This is a genomic window from Collinsella sp. AF23-2 (genome assembly GCF_003459245.1).
In the GTDB taxonomy this organism is placed as follows: domain Bacteria; phylum Actinomycetota; class Coriobacteriia; order Coriobacteriales; family Coriobacteriaceae; genus Collinsella.
Genome location: NZ_QRVG01000020.1, coordinates 19,953 through 35,587, shown reverse-complemented (window position 1 = coordinate 35,587; position 15,635 = coordinate 19,953). Strand labels below are relative to the sequence as shown.

The window sequence follows — 15,635 nt, the reverse complement described above, 5'->3', positions numbered from 1 at the left end:
GGATGATGCTGGTGTAATGCATGGGGCTCGGGGCGCAGCGTTACTGCGCCCCGAGCCCCGCTGCTTTGTAAAACCATGACGGTTTAGTCACCGTTGTTTTAGTCAAACAAACTCGGCATGTCGTTTTCCTTCATGAGGGCACCGGCGGAGGGCAGGCTCTGCGCGGTGAACTTCTCGGCCGAGACACCGGCGCCAAGAATCTCCTCGGTTGTGCCGACGGTGGTGACCGAGCGGCCCTTCTTGGCCGTAAAGGCCTGGACGCCCTGCGTGTTGGTGGTCGTCTTGGTCTTGAGCAGCGACGTGTTGAAGTTCATCAGGCGATAGTCGCTCGAGACCAGCGCGATGTCGCGGTCCTCCTTGAGCACCTGGGCATACAGCAGCTTGCTGCCACCGTAGATGGCGTTCTTGAGGCGCTTGCGGTTGGTTTTGGTGACGTATCCAGAAAGCGCGACGCGCACCACACGGCCGTTCTCAAAGACGAACAACACGTCGGCCTTGTAGTCCTCGGGGTCGATGACCCAGATGACACTCTCGTCGGGTTCCATCTCAAGATCGGTCGGCAGGTACGAGCCCAGCTGGGCCGACTTGGTGTCCTCAAACGCCGCAACCTTGCACTTGTACACCTGGCTCTTGTTGGTAAAGACCAGCAATTCGTGGGTGTTGGAGGACGGAAACTCGATAAAGGGTTTGTCGCCGTCCTTGTACTTGAGCGTGGTCGCCTTCTTGAGCACGCGGTCTGTCATCTTCTTAAGGTAGCCATCGCGCGAGAGCATGATGGTGACCGGGTACTCCTCGACCTCGGGCTCCAAGCTTACTTCGATAACCTCATGGGGCTCGATCCTGCCCGTGCGGCGCGGCATCACGTACTTCTTGTTGACTGCGGCCAGCTCGTCGCTGATGACCTTCTTGATGTTCTCCTCGCTGGAGAGAATCTCCTCAAGCTCGGCAATCTCACCCTCTAGCTTGGCGATGTCCTTGGTGCGGTTGAGGATGTACTCCTCGTTGATGTTGCGGAGTTTAAGCTCGGCAACAAACTCGGCCTGGGTCTCGTCGATGTCGAAACCCTTCATAAGGTTGGGCACGACCTCGGCTTCGAGCTTGGTGCCGCGGATGATGGCGATGGCCTTGTCGATGTCGAGCAAGATCGCCTCGAGGCCGTGCAGCAGGTGCAGGCGCTCGGACTTTTTGCCCAGGTCAAAGTTAATGCGGCGACGCGTGGACTCAATACGCCACTTGACCCACTCGTGCAGAATCTGGCGCACGCCCATAACGCGGGGATAGCCGTCGACCAGCACGTTAAAGTTGCACGAGAACGAATCCTGCAGCGTGGTCGAGCGATAGAGCTTGGCCATGAGCTTGTCGGGGTCAACACCGCGCTTAAGGTCGATGGCGATGCGCAGACCCGACAGGTCGGTCTCGTCACGGATGTCAGCGATCTCCTTGACCTTGCCCTCTTTGGAGAGCTTGACGATGCGCTCGATGATGACATCGGTCTTGGTGGTGTAGGGGATCTCGTAGACCTCGATGATGCGCTCTTCAGGAATCCAACGCCAGCGGGAGCGAATCTGGAAGCTGCCAAGGCCGGTCTCGATGATCTTCTCCATCTCCTCGCGGCGGTAGATAATCTCGCCGCCGGTCGAGAAGTCGGGCATGGGCATGTACTCGAGCAGGTCGCAGTCGGGATCCTGCAGGTAGTGCATCGTGGCGGTACAGACCTCGTTGAGGTTGAAACCGCAGATGTCGGACGCCATGGCGACGCCGATGCCCTTGTTGGCCGAGACGAGGATATTGGGGAACGTGGTGGGCAGCAGGCGCGGCTCCTTCATGGCACCGTCGTAGCTGTCGACGAAGTCGACCGGGTCCTTATCGATGTCCTTGAAGATCTCGGCGCTGATGGGGGAGAGCTTGGCCTCGGTATAACGCGAGGCGGCGTAGCTCAGATCGCCCGAATAGTACTTGCCAAAGTTGCCCTTCGACTCCACGAAGGGGGCAAGCAGTGCTTCGTTGCCCGTCGCCAGGCGCACCATCGTCTCGTAGATCGCGGCATCGCCGTGCGGGTTGAGCTTCATGGTCTGGCCCACGATGTTGGCGCTCTTCTGGCGCTCGCCCTTGAGCAGACCCATCTTGTACATGGTGTAGAGCAGCTTGCGGTGCGAGGGCTTAAAGCCGTCGATCTCGGGGAACGCACGCGAGACGTTGACGCTCATGGCGTAGGGCATGTAGTTGACCTCGAGCGTCTGCGTGATCGGCTGGTCGGTGACCTCGGAGTGCAGGCCGATGACGTTTTCGGCGTTGACCTGCTTTTTCTTTGGCTGGTTCTTCGTCTTCTTCTTTGCCACGATTTCCTCTTGAACTTCTTATGGGCCGTCGTTATCGATTTGCTGCTATTGCAGGTCCAGCTGGTCCAGATATTCCTTGCCGTGCTCGGAGATATGGCGCTTGCGGCCCGCTTCGTCGTTGCCCAGCAACAGGTTAAACATGGTCTCCATCTTGGTGACGTCCTCGGGCTCCACCTTAATCAGGCGACGCGTCTCGGGGTTCATGGTGGTGAGCCACATCATGTCCGGGTCGTTCTCGCCAAGACCCTTGGAGCGGTTGATGGAACACTTCTGGTCGCCGATCTCCTTGAGGATGCCGTTCTTTTCGAGCTCGGTGTAGGCAAAGTAGGTCTTCTCTTTGCAGTTGATCTCGTAGAGCGGAGACTCGGCGATATACACGTAGCCCTCGTCGATGAGCGTGGGCACCAGGCGGTAGAGCATGGTGAGCACGAGCGTGCGAATGTGGTAACCGTCGACGTCGGCGTCCGTACAGATGATGACCTTGTTCCAGTTGAGGTTGTCCAGGTCGAAGGCGCCAAGGTTCTTGATGCGCTTATCTTTGATTTCCACGCCGCAGCCCAGCACGCGCATGAGGTCCATGATGATGTCGGACTTAAAGATGCGCGGATAGTCCTCCTTTAGGCAGTTGAGGATCTTGCCGCGGACGGGCATAACGCCTTGGAACTCGGCATCGCGCGAGGTGCGAATGGCGCCCGCTGCCGAGTCGCCCTCTACGATGTAGATCTCGCGACGGCTCTTGTCCTTGGAGCGGCAGTCGATGAACTTCTGCACGCGGTTGGCCATGTCGGTCTTCTGCTGCAAGTTGGTCTTGATGCTCTGACGCGTCTTCTCGGCATTCTCGCGCGAGCGCTTGTTGATGAGCACCTGCTCCATGATCTTGTTGGCGGCGTCCTTGTTCTCGATCAAGTAGGTCGAGAGACGCTCCTTAAAGAATGCCGTCATAGCCTGCTGGATAAAGCGGTTATTGATGGCCTTTTTGGTCTGGTTCTCGTAGGACGTCTGGGTGGAGAAGCAGTTGGTCACCAGCACCAGGCAGTCCTGGACGTCCTGCCACTTAATGCCGCTCTCGTTTTTGTTGTATTTGCCCTGTTGCTTAATGTAGGCATCGATGGCGCTGGTCAAAGCGCTGCGGGCGGCCTTTTCGGGCGAACCGCCGTTCTCGAGCCACGATGAGTTGTGGTAGTACTCCTGCATCATGAAGGTGCGCGAGAAGCACATGCATGCGGTGATCTTTACATTGTAGTCGGGCAGGTCCTCGCGATCGCGACCGCGACGGTCGGCCTCGATAAAGAAGGGCTCGGTAAGGTAGTCGGTACCGACCTTCTCGAGCACGTAGTCCTCGATGCCCTTGGGGTAGCAAAAGTCCTCTTCGGAAAACTCGCCATCGTCGCCCTCAATGCGCAGGCGGAAGGTCACGTTGGCGTTGACCACGGCCTGACGGCGCATGGTCTCGCGATACCAATCGTGGGGAATACTAATCGAGGTAAAGACCTCAAGATCGGGGCGCCACTTGATAGTGGTGCCGGTGCGGTCCTCGTCGCTGGGCTCAATTTCGAGTGCCTTCTTCTTGGCGCCGACAACCTTGCCCTTCTTAAAGTGTAAGGAGTACTTGTTGCCGTCACGCCAGACGGTGACGTCCATGTACTCGGAAGCGTACTGAGTCGCGCAGGAGCCCAGGCCGTTGGTGCCGAGCGAGAAGTCGTAGTCGCCGCCTTGGTTGTTGTTATACTTGCCGCCGGCGTAGAGTTCGCAAAAGACGAGCTCCCAGTTAAAGCGCTTCTCGGAAGGGTTCCAGTCGAGCGGGCAGCCGCGGCCATTGTCCTCTACCTGAATGGAGCCATCGCGAAAGGCGGTAAGGGTGATGAGCTTGCCGTAGCCCTGGCGCGCCTCGTCAACGGCGTTGGACAGGATCTCGAAGGCGGCATGCGCGCAGCCGTCGAGTCCGTCCGAGCCAAAGATGACGGCGGGACGCAGGCGTACGCGCTCCTCGTCCTTGAGCTGGCGGATACTGTCGTTACCATAGTTTGCGGTGTTTTTTGCCATACTCGCTCTCTCGGTGCTCCCTTGCTGCGTTTAAGTCATATAGATAGTCAAGGTAGCATAGCCCAGCCCACAGACGATTCCAACCAACACGAAATCCATCGAACAATCGTTCGGATTAACAGGGATAGTGTTTAGTGGTAGCGCGGCATTGTTAAACAAATTTGGATACCGATGAATTTTATTTAATAGGGATCTAGTTTTACTAAACAAAATCGAACGATGCTGATCGCACGAGCGGGCACATCGATCGACTATCAATCACGTTTACTCGGAGAAACCCGAGTCGGTTTTGTCCGAGTAAGTTTGAATGGCGAATTGAAATTGGTATGTCTGCATGGCGATGACAGACATGGTTTTCATAATGACATATATAGTTGACATCTTCTGATGGATGCAATATATTTCTGTCATGCTGCAACGAATATCTGTCCATTACTACGAAAGGAACTCCATGCCGGGCAAAAAAAACCTACGCATGAAGGCGGCGCGCGCGGCGGTTGGCCTTTCGCAAGCTGACTTGGCCGAGGCCGTGGGCGTTACGCGCCAGACCATCGGCCTGATCGAGGCGGGCGGCTACAACCCCACGCTCAATTTGTGCGTGGCAATCTGTAAAGCGCTACGCGTTACGTTGAACGACTTGTTTTGGGAAGATGAAAACGACGTCGACCCTGACGCTCTTTAGGAGTTCGCTATGAAATTTGAAGATTTAAAACTCGTGCAAAAGTGGCGTGAATATGCCGGCCCAAAGGATGAGCGCCTGGAGGCTGAGAGCGCGAAGATCTACAAGATTGGTTTCGTGCTACTTTCGTTTGGCATGTTGATGATCTTTTTCTACCAGTTTATAGCTCGACAGGTTGCGTGGGTTCACAGCGACGCCAGTGAAATGCCGCATGGCTTTGCAACGCCGTTCGAGGCAGCCATGTATTTGTGGCTCGTTCTCGTAATGTTGATTTGCGCAGGACTGCAAACGCGGAAGGGCTATGTCGATACCAATCGTTTTGGGCAAACCGAGCATCTTCCTGCTGGATATTTCCTGCTTGTCAGCGGTCTTAGCGGCGCCGCGTTCGCGCTTGTTATTGCCGCAATGCGCTGTATTGCTGAGGCGCAGATCGTACCACTCGAAAGCGTCTTTTGGTTGGCGAACCTGGCCACGGGCGTGTTCTGCGGTGCGACGATTTTCGCGGCCACGTTTGCTGGCCTGTGCGCAACGTTTTTCACGGCGAAAAGACGCCGTGCCAAGCTCGAGGCAGAACTCGACTCCTCTGACGACATCTAATGCGTAATGGGCTGGCTCTGGGTATCCAGAACCAGCCCATTTGATGTTCGATGAGCCGAGCCGGCGTCTCTCACAAAAGTAACTAGGAGCTAGCGAGGCTTATCAGAATTGACCTCATCGGCGGTGTCGTTTTCGAGCGCCGTGCGGCGGGCGCTGTAGGCGACGAGGCCGGCTCCGGCTGCGGCGAGTGCTGCTGCGGCTGCCGTCAGGGGGATGTTGCTGTCACCCGTTCCAGCAAGCGCGCCTGCTTTTCCAGAACGCTTGCTGTTACCGCGGTCCTTGCCGCTGCCAGAGCCGCTGCCGCCACCGGAGCTGCCTCCCGTGCCGGAACCGCCGCCGCTCGAGCCGCCATCGCCGTCCACGGTCATCGGTGCGTCGTGGAGTCCCGTCGTATTCGCGTTGCCGCTTACGCCCACCAGCACCTCTGCACGCTCGCATGCCGCGTCGGGAATGTGGAGCTCGTGCAGCACAGCGCCCAGCGCGGAGTTTGCGCCCGGTCGAATTTCTTCGAGCGTTACGGGATCGAGCGCCACCAGATTACGCGCCTTCGCATACAGCGTTACGCGTTTGCCCACTTCGTCGTTCCAACTCTCGGGGATGGCGAAGCTCATACGGAACTGTGCCGTGCAACCCGGTGCCAGCACGGCGTTGCCGTTGTCGGCTACCAGCGGGTGCGTTGCAAAACGTGCGCCCAGCGTCTCGAGCGCGTACTTTACGTGTGCCATGTCGTTGGCCGAAGCGTCTTCGGCAAGCTCTGGATCGTAGATCGAAGCCATGCGTGCGTTCGCTCCGAATCCGATGGATGCGCTGGAGAACGGCTGGCTGGAGCCCTCTCGGTACAGATCGATTGTGCCGGCAGTCAGCAAAGTGTTGCCGTCGTTTCGCACCGTGACCATGAAGGATTCGCCTGCTGCTCCGGGCACCACCGCGCCCGAGGTAGCGACCGCGCCCGTCGGAGTGGCACACGCCACCAGAGGCACTTCGATGCCGTGCAGCTCTGCCTCGCTCTTCTCCGCGCTCACAATGTGCGTGGCGAGCGCGGAGAGCATGCCTCCCGACGTCAAAAATGTCGTTATCTGATCGACGGGATGGTCCAGCTCGCACATCACGAACGGCTCCGTGAACAGATCGCCTGCCAAGGTGCTGGCGAAGATGCGGAAGTGCTTGCCCATTACTGCTACCGGGTTGCCTTCTTCGTCGTAGGTTTGCCCCACCTTGCCATCAGTGTTCTCTACATAGAGCGCGCACCTGCCGTTGTTGCTTACGCTAAACGATGCCGGGCCACAGCCTGCGGCACCCACGGGCTGCGTTGCAAATGCCGATGCGCCTCGCGTCCAAGTAATATGCTGCAGCTGCTCGTTGACGGTGGCCAAAAAGCCCGAATGTTGTGGCCACGGCACCGCATGGGGCACCGTGGCGTCTGGTGGCATAACGCCCCAGCCCGCAATGGACTGGCCGATCACGGCGTACGATGCGCAGCCGCAACCGTCTGCGGTCTCGTACGCAACGGGCACCACCATTTTGCCGTTGATATTCTCGGGCTCGCTCAGCTCGATACTCGACGGTGCTTGCGGAAAGCGAAGAACTTGGCGGAACGTCAGGCTGTCGCCCAAATCATCCGACCACAGGGTAAAGCATTCCAGCGCAACCTCGGCCTCGCTGCCGAGCGCCTTTTCTGCGGTGGTTCCGCGGCGGTGGAGGTAGGCACCCGACAGGCGTCCGTCGATCAGCGTCTTGCCTACCGTGATGCGCGGGCACTGCAGGCAATGGTAGCCATCCTCTTGCAGGCGGCCGCGCGAGATGCTGCGCCATGACGTATGCGACACAACGCGGATCTCGTCATTACTTATGCGCAGGCGCACAACGGACAGTATGCCGGCTGTGCTTGCCGTATCGAAAAGGGTGTTGTCGCCGGCGGGGCGCTCGCCCGAGACCAGCAGCACGTAGGCGTCCTGGTTTCCTCTTCCGTCCGTATATTCCACCACGTCGAAGTCGTAATCGAATATGCCGTCGCGCTCCACGTCGCCCTCGCCAAACCCAAGGGGAAAGTCCACGGGCGTGGGAGCGGACCACGTGCCGTTTGCCTTTGTGTGCACCACCAGGCGCGAGCGGCCATTGTCGCCGTAGCGCACCGAGGCGATACGGAACAGGCATTCTACGCCGGCAATCATCGTTAGCTTCATGTGGGCTTCGCTGAGCACGCCGGAAAACAGCACGTTGTCGCTCGAGGGTTTTATGCCGCCACGCTCGTCCTCCGACACGCCGGCAGAATTGGCGTTCGGGTCCGCAACGGCGTTCGTTGACTGACCGATGTAGGTGTACTCATACATCGGCGCGGCGTTTTCGTCGTTCTCTACCAGTGCATGGACGAAATGCTCGATCTGTCCCGTGTCTTCGCTTTCTGAATCCGCCTCGAGCTCAATGCGCGTGGCCGCTTGATCCCAATCGCGCACGACAGGCGCGGCATTTACGGCAGTGGCCTTAACCTCGGCGCGTGCGAGCAGCTCGGCGTTGGTGACGATGGTGGCCGATGCGATAAACTGCGGCACACCACCTGCTTCGGCGTTGCCGGCCGAGCCGAAGCAGGCATCCAACGTATAAGGCGTATTTCCACCCAATGCCAGCTCAGAGCGCTGGAGTACATACTGGTCGCCATTGTTCACCGACATATTCCACGAATCGATGAGTGTGGGCCACGACCCCGACCAAGCCTTGGTGGTCCACTTGAACATTACGAACTGGAGTATCACATCGACATCGACGTCTGCACCTACGCGCAGCCGCGGAAGCTGGTGTCCATCTGCCTTCTCGTACCCAATGAACAGTGTGAGGGATGCGGCGCCACGCACAGCGGACGAAGCGACGCCTGCAATGCCGGCTCCAAAGGTGACGGCAAGTCCGATCTGGATGGTGAACGAGCCCGACGTGTTGGAATAGTCGAGCGAAATGTTCTTGAAAAACGCCGCGCCGCTGCCGTGCGTGTGGGCGCCCACGGCGAGCGCCAGTTTTGCCAGCACCCAGGGGTTGACGTTTAGGAAAAACGGCACCGGTCCTAGGGTAAACTGCTCGGTCCAATTGAGGTCGGTTCTTACCTGGAAGAGGGCCTTAATATTGCCGTATGCGGGGTCGTTGTTGTCACCCCAGGTTTTGCCCACCCAATCGTAGGCGAGCGAGCCGTACAGCTGTGTGGCGATATCCATCGTGAACAGCGGCGTGCAATGGTGGCGAAGGAGCTTGGTGTTTCTTGGATCGGTGCCCGAACCGGCACTCATACTTTTGTACTGATTCCACTTCCCCTCCATTTCGTCGAGGTAGCGGTTTGCCTGCTTGGCGCCCGACTCGCGCGGTGACTTCTTCCAGTACTCCGGATCCGGATTGCCCGAATCGTTCATATAGCTGGCTGGTTTGTATCCTCCGCCAAACAGCACGTATCCAGCAAACGAGAAATCGAAGAGGATCGGAAATGTGGGTATCCAGCACGTGAACTTATTGCCGCCGATGCCGGGAAACGCCGCGGGGAAATCAAACGGAGTGACCTCTTGGTCCATGGTAGTGGGGACGATAGTGGTCGAGCCCGATTCCGCCTTTGCGGCCGGCGCGGTGACAACGGCCATGGGGGATGAGAGCGTGTAGGTTTTGCCCTGATAGTCGAGGACAAAGCGCAGCTTGCACCCTTCCTCCAGAAGGCCCGATGCCGCGTCGAGAAACTTGTCTTCGAGTGTGAACGTCGCCAGATTATCCGCGCCTGATGCGCTGGCCTTGATCTGGCCGATCTGCGTGACGGTTTCGGGCGAGCTACCCGTGGCGGGCATTACCTTGTTGATGTGCAGCGTTGCCTGTCCACCCTGTGGCAGATGTGCCTGTACAATAAAGGCATGCGTGTCGGGTTGGTCGTTTGCCGCGTCGTCCTTCGGCAATGCCATGAACGTGGCATCAGCGTACTGGATGTCCCATTCGTCGAATGTGAGCTGGCGGAAGTACGGCTCGCCGTCGGACAGCGGACGTGTGGGTGCGGTTATGGCGGTGCCGCCCTGGATACGCGCAAGGGGAATCTCGACATCGCGGTAGCCCGCCATGCTAATGGAGATGCCGCCGTTAAAGTCGTACGCGTCGAGAAGCGTTGCCTCGTCCACGTAGTCTTCCGAAAGAGGGGCGACCTCAAAGATGGCCGTGCCTTCGTCATCGGTCGTGGCGGTGAGCTGCTTGCCTACGGCATAGCGCGATGTGAGCGTGACCTGGGCACCTGCGATGGGCGTATTCTTGTTGGCGACGTCGACCACGACTACACCAAACATGGTGCGCGAGAGAACGAGCACCTTGAAGGGATCTTCTTCGTCGGCATAGGCCGCGGTGGGCGCGAACGGCAGCAGGAAGGCATTTTCGCTTCCCGGCACGCGAGGCAACATGATGCTCGCCAGCGAGGACGCTCCAGCAACAAGTAACGAACGGCGATCAAGCATCTTGGGCTCCCATCCCGCAAATATCGGTGGAAATAATCCAATTTTGCGAGAAGACGCTTCGTGGCGGTAGTGCCGTTCGATGGCCAAAATGTCCAAATTGATCGAGCGAAGCGCCGGGTTCCGGAACGCGTTCGATGCGCTTGGCAGCCCGGTCGCTAACGCAACATATGCGCGACCAGCTCGGCGCGTGTGCCGATGCCAAGCTTTGCGTATACGCCGGATAGGCGGTTTTTGACGGTGCCCGGCGATACTCCCATATGGCGTGCGATTTCGGCGTTGGTCCACCCACGACAGGCGAGCATGGCCATGGTGAATTCCGTGGTCGTTAGATCGTCGGCCACGTCCTCGCCCGAATCGGGGTTGTGGATGCGCCGCCAGCCGTAGCTGAAGCGGTACGTGATCTCGATGATGCGCGCGAAATCGTCAGGGTATTGCGTTTTTAGGCACGCCTCGATGAGCCCCTGTAAAAGGCCGTGGTGCTCGCCGATGAGCTCGATGAGGCCGTCGGGGCGCGCAATGTCCCAAGCGGCGCCAAAATGCGCTTTTGCGGCGTCGACGTCTTTGAGACTCATGTATGCCATGGAAGCTGCCAGGTGCAGGAACAGTTCCGAGATGGGATAGCTTCCCTGTTTCATAATTAGGGCGTTTTCCGCCATGCCCAGACTGCGGCCATATTCGCCGCGCAGGTACAGGGCATGCGCCATCACGTAGCTGGCGAACAAGCGCAGGCCTTCGGGCAGATGCGCCGCAAGCGGATAAAACTCTTCGGCAGAATACGGGGAAGGCAAGTGCAGCAGGACGCTCGCGGCCGAGGCGAACAGGATATGCGTGGCGTGGACGGCGGGCGATTCCTCGTCAGTTGGCGTATCGAGGATGCCCGCAAGGCACCGGCGGGCGTCGGCGATACGGTTGAGCGACAGACTGGCGTATCCGCAGATAAAGCATGCGGAATAGCGCAGTGCGGGATCGGTGGCGTCAAGATAGGGGCGCGCCGTCTTGGCAGCAAGGGTGGCCTGTCCGCGAAAGTACAGCGCTTCTGCCGTGGCAATGGCGCGCGAATCGGGGTCGGAAATGCCTGCAACCGCAGCGTCCATCTGCCCCGGCACAAAGGCAGTGCACATCAACGGCATGGGAACGCATGGGTAGCCATCGCAGTCCATCTTCCATCTCCCAACAGCTGGCAACAATAGCAGCAATTGTACTCCTGTTGCTCGGGACTTGAATTTGTGGGTATCGCCTACGATTGTGCCGAACGTATAAAGGAAGAGTCTATTGGCGATGCTCCCAAGGTGGCTACCGAAGCCTAGCTGACCTCGACATTAGGAAAAAATACCACCCCTGTAAAAAGCTCTGTCGCAGCGATGGGAAACGCATCTCGTTCTGCATATAATGAGGTCATGTGACGGTGCGTTTGCATACGTGTAACGCATTCCCATCGAACCGAAAAGGAGCTCTGCATGGATCCCAACAAGCGTCCCGACGACATGGTGCGTATCACCACTCCCGAACTTGCCCAGGCGTTCATCGAAGAGCAGGTCGCTGCAATCCGCGAGCAGATCGGCGACAAGAAGGTCCTGCTGGCCCTTTCGGGCGGCGTTGACAGCTCGGTTGTCGCGGCCTTGCTCATCAAGGCCATCGGCAAGCAACTCATCTGCGTGCACGTGAACCACGGCCTGATGCGCAAGGGCGAGAGCGAGCAGGTCGTCGACGTCTTCAAGAACCAGATGGACGCCAACCTGGTCTATGTTGACGCGACTGATCGCTTCCTGGATAAGCTCGTGGACGTCGAGGAGCCCGAGGCCAAGCGTAAGATTATCGGCGCCGAGTTCATTCGCGTGTTCGAGGAGGAGGCCCGCAAGGTTGGCGACGAGGTTAGCTTCCTCGCCCAGGGCACCATCTATCCCGACATCCTGGAGTCCCAGGATGGCGTGAAGGCTCACCACAACGTGGGCGGCCTGCCCGATGACCTGCAGTTTGAGCTCTGCGAGCCCGTCAAGCTGCTGTACAAGGACGAGGTGCGCGTCGTGGGCCGCGAGCTCGGCCTGCCCGAGAACATGGTTGAGCGTCAGCCGTTCCCCGGTCCTGGCCTGGGCGTCCGCTGCCTTGGCGCCATCACCCGCGACCGTCTTGAGGCGCTGCGCGAAGCCGACGCCATCGTGCGCGAGGAGATCGACAAGGCAGGTCTGACCATCTGGCAGTATTTTGCCGTCGTGCCCGACTTCCGCGCCACCGGCGTGCGCGAGGGTAAGCGCGCCTACGACTGGCCCTGCATCATCCGCTGCATCAACACCGTTGACGTCATGACCGCCGAGGTGCCCGAGCTCGACTGGGCGCTGCTCAAGCGTATTACCGCTCGCGTCACCGCCGAGGTTCCCGGCATCTGCCGAGTGTGCTACGACCTCACGCCGAAGCCCGTCGGCACGGTCGAGTGGGAGTAAGCTAACTCAGCTGGTAGGCGACGAGAACTAGCAGATGTGACAAAGGGACAGTCCCTTTGTCACATCCTCGATATTATGTGCGGGATGGTACGCCACGCGGCGTGCCATCCCGTTCGTTATTTTAATGAGCCGAGTGCGCGAGTGGGAAGAGTCACGAGCATGGTCGTTCCGCGCTCCGAGCTCTTTTCGACCTCGATGGAGCCGCCGTGAAGTGCGGCGATCTCCCAGACCAGCGCAAGCCCCAGCCCCACGCCGCCGTATGCCCTGCTGCGCGATTTGTCGACGCGATAGAAGGGCTGAAAGATGCTCGTCTGGTATTGCTCGGGAATGCCCGGCCCCTGGTCGCGCACGCGTAGCAGCACGCGGTCGCCTTCGGCGCAGGCGTTGATTTGCACGGTCGAGTTGGGCGCGCTATAGCGTATGGCGTTTTCGGTCAAGTTGAACAGCAACCGATAGATCAGCGTGTCGCTGCCGATCGTTTGCGCGTCGCCCTCACTTGTAAGCGTGATGTCTTTTTGCTCGGCAAGGGGTGCCAGGTCCGTGAGCACTTCTTCGATCATCGGCGCTAGGTCAATCACATCGTTGCAAGGGACACTGCGCAGCTCGCTCATCTCGAGCAGGGTCTTTGTCATGTGCGTCATTCGCTCGGTCTGCTCCTGCAGCAGCCCGAGCAGGCTCGCTGTATCGGCGTCGACGTCGGGGTGCTCGGCGCAAAACAGCTCGACCTGGGCCTGCATGAGCGCAAGTGGCGTGCGCAGCTCGTGCGCCGCATTGCCCGTAAACTGTCTTTGTGCGGAAAATCCCTCGTCAAGGCGGGCAATCATGTCGTTAAACGACGCGCTGCAGCGCCTGAGTTCAGAGGGCACGTCCTCGCTGATTTTTGTGTCGGCGAGGTTGTCGGGCCGCACGCTCTCGACTTGCGTCGCAAAGAAGCGCAACGGCCGCAGCGCATGTCCGCTTACAAAGTAGGCCAGCACGCCGCCGAGCAGCGTCACCGCCGCAGTTATATACCAGCTCGTCGCGCCAAACGATTCTTGGGCGTCGTTCACGACGATGGTCAGCGCGTCGTCGAGCTCTTTGTTTGTCGGGTCAAATGAGCTGGGCGAGGCCGCCTCCACCTTGCTGTGCGCCGACGCTTCTGCACCAATCGAGTCCATGTAGCGCATGCCGGAGTAGCCAACCAGGCAATTCATAAGTACGCAGGTCGAACATATCAGCAGTGCCGTCATCAACGTGATGCGCCACTGCAGCGACAACCGCTTCATTTGCCATCCTCCATAACGTAGCCTTCGCCGATTCGGTTGCGGATGGGGTCGTGCCCCAACGCGCCGCGCAGCTTTTTGCGCAGCGACGAGATGTGCACGCGGGTCGCGTTGCTAAAGCTGTTGACGCTGCTGTCCCATACGTGGTCGATGAGCTCCTCCTGGCTCACCGGCCGCCCCTGGTTAAGCATCAGGTATTCCAAGATGCCGGTCTCCTTGCGCGTGAGGGACAGGATCTCGTCGCCCACTGTGGCGAGGCGCGCCTTGGTGTCAAAGCTCAGCGATCCACAGGTTAGAACAACGTCGCTTTGTGTAAAGCGTCTGAGGGTAAGGCTGCGAATCCTTGCCGCAAGCTCGTCAAGATGAAACGGCTTGGTGAGGTAGTCGTTGGCGCCCGCATCGAGCCCCGCTACCTTGTCGGAGACCTCGCCACGTGCCGAGAGCACAAGCACCTTGGTCTCACAATCAGCTGTCCTGAGTTGCCTGAGCACGGTCATGCCGTCGACATGGGGGAGATTGAGGTCGAGCACGACAAGATCAAAGGTCTCGACATCGAGCAGATCGAGGGCCTGCTGCCCGTCGTAGCAGCAGTCGACGCTATAGGCCAAGTTGCGCAGGCTGCGTGCGATCGCATCGCACAGCGCCCGCTCGTCCTCGATGACCAAGATGCGCATAACGTTCTCCTTGCATAATCATTCACGCTTAACACGGATTTTATAGTCGGTATGGTCCAATGGGTCGCGAAACGAAAGGAGTGGTCAGATTGTTCAAAGCGATTAAGCCTGTGGCGCAGGTGGCTTTGCTGATCGTTGGGGTAGCCATGGTTGGCTTTGGAATTATGCGCGGCGAGGCAGATGCCGTGCTGGCCAAGGCAATCAGGCTGTGCTTGGAGTGTATCGGAATTGGATAAAAGAAAAAACACTGCATCGCATCTTTTAGCGCGATTTCGTGGATTGATTCAGGCGGCGGCGACGCTTGCGACCAATATTCACCTGCCTAACTTTGCCAAGGGCGGCATCTACCAGGGAGCGGGCAAAGCCGTCTGCGTGCCGGGCCTCAACTGCTACTCGTGTCCAGCGGCCTCGGGTGCGTGCCCCATCGGGTCGTTTCAGTCGGTGGTGGGCTCGTCTAAGTTTAGCTTCTCGTATTACGTCACCGGAACGCTCATTCTGATCGGCGTGCTGCTGGGACGTTTTGTATGCGGCTTTTTGTGCCCGTTTGGATGGCTACAAGAGCTTTTGCATAAGATTCCCAGCAAAAAGCTCTCCACGAAAAAGCTCAAGCCGCTCACGTACATCAAGTATGCCGTGCTGCTGTTTGCCGTGGTGCTGCTGCCCGTCTTGGTGGTTAACGATGTGGGTATGGGCGACCCGTTCTTTTGCAAGTACATCTGCCCGCAAGGTGTGCTCGAGGGCGCGATTCCGCTGTCCATCATGAACGTGGGAATCCGCTCCGCGCTGGGAAAGCTCTTTTCCTGGAAGCTCGCGATCCTCATTGTGGTTGCGGTGCTGAGCGTGCTGTTCTATCGCCCCTTCTGCAAATGGATTTGCCCCCTCGGCGCATTTTATGCGCTCATGAACAAGGTGTCTTTGCTGGGGATCCAGGTTGACCAGTGCAAATGCGTCTCGTGCGGCAAGTGCGCCAAGGTGTGTCAAATGGACGTGGACGTTACGCGTACGCCCGACCATGCCGAGTGCATTCGTTGCGGCAAATGCGTGGGCGCGTGCCCCGTCGATGCTATTAGCTTTCGCTATGGGCTGGGTGTGACGGGCGACAAACCCGCGCAGTCCACGCAAGCCTGCGAAAACAAATAGGTA

General features: G+C 58.8%; 11 protein-coding genes. 5 read left to right on the top strand and 6 right to left on the bottom strand.

Features of this window, described 5'->3' with window-relative positions; translation table 11 throughout:
- Positions 1-98: 98 nt before the first annotated feature.
- Positions 99-2,339: a DNA gyrase subunit A gene (locus DWY03_RS07985; RefSeq protein WP_117840397.1), complete on the bottom strand. Its 2,241-nt coding sequence runs from the start codon at positions 2,337-2,339 to the stop codon at positions 99-101.
- A 45-nt stretch (positions 2,340-2,384) separates the two neighbouring features.
- Entirely contained in the window at positions 2,385-4,382 is a 1,998-nt protein-coding gene (locus tag DWY03_RS07980) for a type IIA DNA topoisomerase subunit B (RefSeq protein ID WP_117820832.1), read from the bottom strand.
- 451 nt (positions 4,383-4,833) lie between these two features.
- Here DWY03_RS07980 and DWY03_RS07975 point away from each other — a divergent pair, with 451 nt between their 5' ends.
- Both DWY03_RS07975 and DWY03_RS07970 read left to right on the top strand, forming a co-directional pair.
- Positions 4,834-5,064: a helix-turn-helix transcriptional regulator gene (locus tag DWY03_RS07975; RefSeq protein WP_117840396.1), complete on the top strand. Its 231-nt coding sequence runs from the start codon at positions 4,834-4,836 to the stop codon at positions 5,062-5,064.
- A gap of 9 nt (positions 5,065-5,073) precedes the next feature.
- The gene (locus DWY03_RS07970; RefSeq protein ID WP_117840395.1) at positions 5,074-5,658 is read left to right on the top strand and encodes a hypothetical protein; all 585 of its coding nucleotides are present in this window, start codon (positions 5,074-5,076) and stop codon (positions 5,656-5,658) included.
- Between the two features lie 89 nt (positions 5,659-5,747).
- On the opposite strand, the gene DWY03_RS07965 is transcribed toward DWY03_RS07970, so the two are convergent.
- Both DWY03_RS07965 and DWY03_RS10150 read right to left on the bottom strand, forming a co-directional pair.
- The gene (locus DWY03_RS07965) at positions 5,748-10,118 is read right to left on the bottom strand and encodes a hypothetical protein (protein WP_117840394.1); all 4,371 of its coding nucleotides are present in this window, start codon (positions 10,116-10,118) and stop codon (positions 5,748-5,750) included.
- 155 nt (positions 10,119-10,273) lie between these two features.
- Positions 10,274-11,278, bottom strand: a complete 1,005-nt coding sequence (locus DWY03_RS10150) for a helix-turn-helix transcriptional regulator (RefSeq protein ID WP_055252404.1) — start codon at positions 11,276-11,278, stop codon at positions 10,274-10,276.
- Positions 11,279-11,575: 297 nt separating this feature from the next.
- On the opposite strand from DWY03_RS10150, the gene guaA reads away from it, so the two are divergent.
- On the top strand, positions 11,576-12,556 hold the full coding sequence (gene guaA, locus DWY03_RS07955; RefSeq protein ID WP_082435590.1) for a glutamine-hydrolyzing GMP synthase: 981 nt from the start codon (positions 11,576-11,578) through the stop codon (positions 12,554-12,556).
- A 116-nt stretch (positions 12,557-12,672) separates the two neighbouring features.
- Here guaA and DWY03_RS07950 read toward each other — a convergent pair whose 3' ends face one another.
- Positions 12,673-13,821 (bottom strand): HAMP domain-containing sensor histidine kinase, encoded by a 1,149-nt coding sequence (locus DWY03_RS07950; protein ID WP_055252403.1) that lies wholly within the window; start codon positions 13,819-13,821, stop codon positions 12,673-12,675.
- On the bottom strand, positions 13,818-14,492 hold the full coding sequence (locus DWY03_RS07945; protein ID WP_055252402.1) for a response regulator transcription factor: 675 nt from the start codon (positions 14,490-14,492) through the stop codon (positions 13,818-13,820). The genes DWY03_RS07950 and DWY03_RS07945 overlap by 4 nt, the downstream gene beginning before the upstream one ends.
- A gap of 89 nt (positions 14,493-14,581) precedes the next feature.
- Here DWY03_RS07945 and DWY03_RS07940 point away from each other — a divergent pair, with 89 nt between their 5' ends.
- Complete coding sequence (locus tag DWY03_RS07940) at positions 14,582-14,728, top strand: CD1871A family CXXC motif-containing protein (RefSeq protein ID WP_197032826.1); 147 nt, start codon at positions 14,582-14,584, stop codon at positions 14,726-14,728.
- Positions 14,721-15,632 carry a 4Fe-4S binding protein gene (locus DWY03_RS07935; protein WP_055252400.1) on the top strand — a complete coding sequence of 304 codons (912 nt, stop codon included), beginning with the start codon at positions 14,721-14,723 and terminating at the stop codon, positions 15,630-15,632. The genes DWY03_RS07940 and DWY03_RS07935 overlap by 8 nt, the downstream gene beginning before the upstream one ends.
- The last annotated feature ends 3 nt before the right edge of the window (positions 15,633-15,635 follow it).

Excerpts from the sequence above, each read along its gene's own strand:
- DWY03_RS07945 (WP_055252402.1), bottom strand. The coding sequence starts at position 14,492 with ATGCGCATCTTGGTCATCGAGGACGAGCGGGCGCTGTGCGATGCGATC.
- DWY03_RS07975 (WP_117840396.1), top strand. The coding sequence starts at position 4,834 with ATGCCGGGCAAAAAAAACCTACGCATGAAGGCGGCGCGCGCGGCGGTT.
- DWY03_RS07970 (WP_117840395.1), top strand. The coding sequence starts at position 5,074 with ATGAAATTTGAAGATTTAAAACTCGTGCAAAAGTGGCGTGAATATGCC.
- guaA (WP_082435590.1), top strand. The coding sequence starts at position 11,576 with ATGGATCCCAACAAGCGTCCCGACGACATGGTGCGTATCACCACTCCC.
- DWY03_RS10150 (WP_055252404.1), bottom strand. The coding sequence starts at position 11,278 with ATGGACTGCGATGGCTACCCATGCGTTCCCATGCCGTTGATGTGCACT.
- DWY03_RS07965 (WP_117840394.1), bottom strand. The coding sequence starts at position 10,118 with ATGCTTGATCGCCGTTCGTTACTTGTTGCTGGAGCGTCCTCGCTGGCG.
- DWY03_RS07950 (WP_055252403.1), bottom strand. The coding sequence starts at position 13,821 with ATGAAGCGGTTGTCGCTGCAGTGGCGCATCACGTTGATGACGGCACTG.
- DWY03_RS07980 (WP_117820832.1), bottom strand. The coding sequence starts at position 4,382 with ATGGCAAAAAACACCGCAAACTATGGTAACGACAGTATCCGCCAGCTC.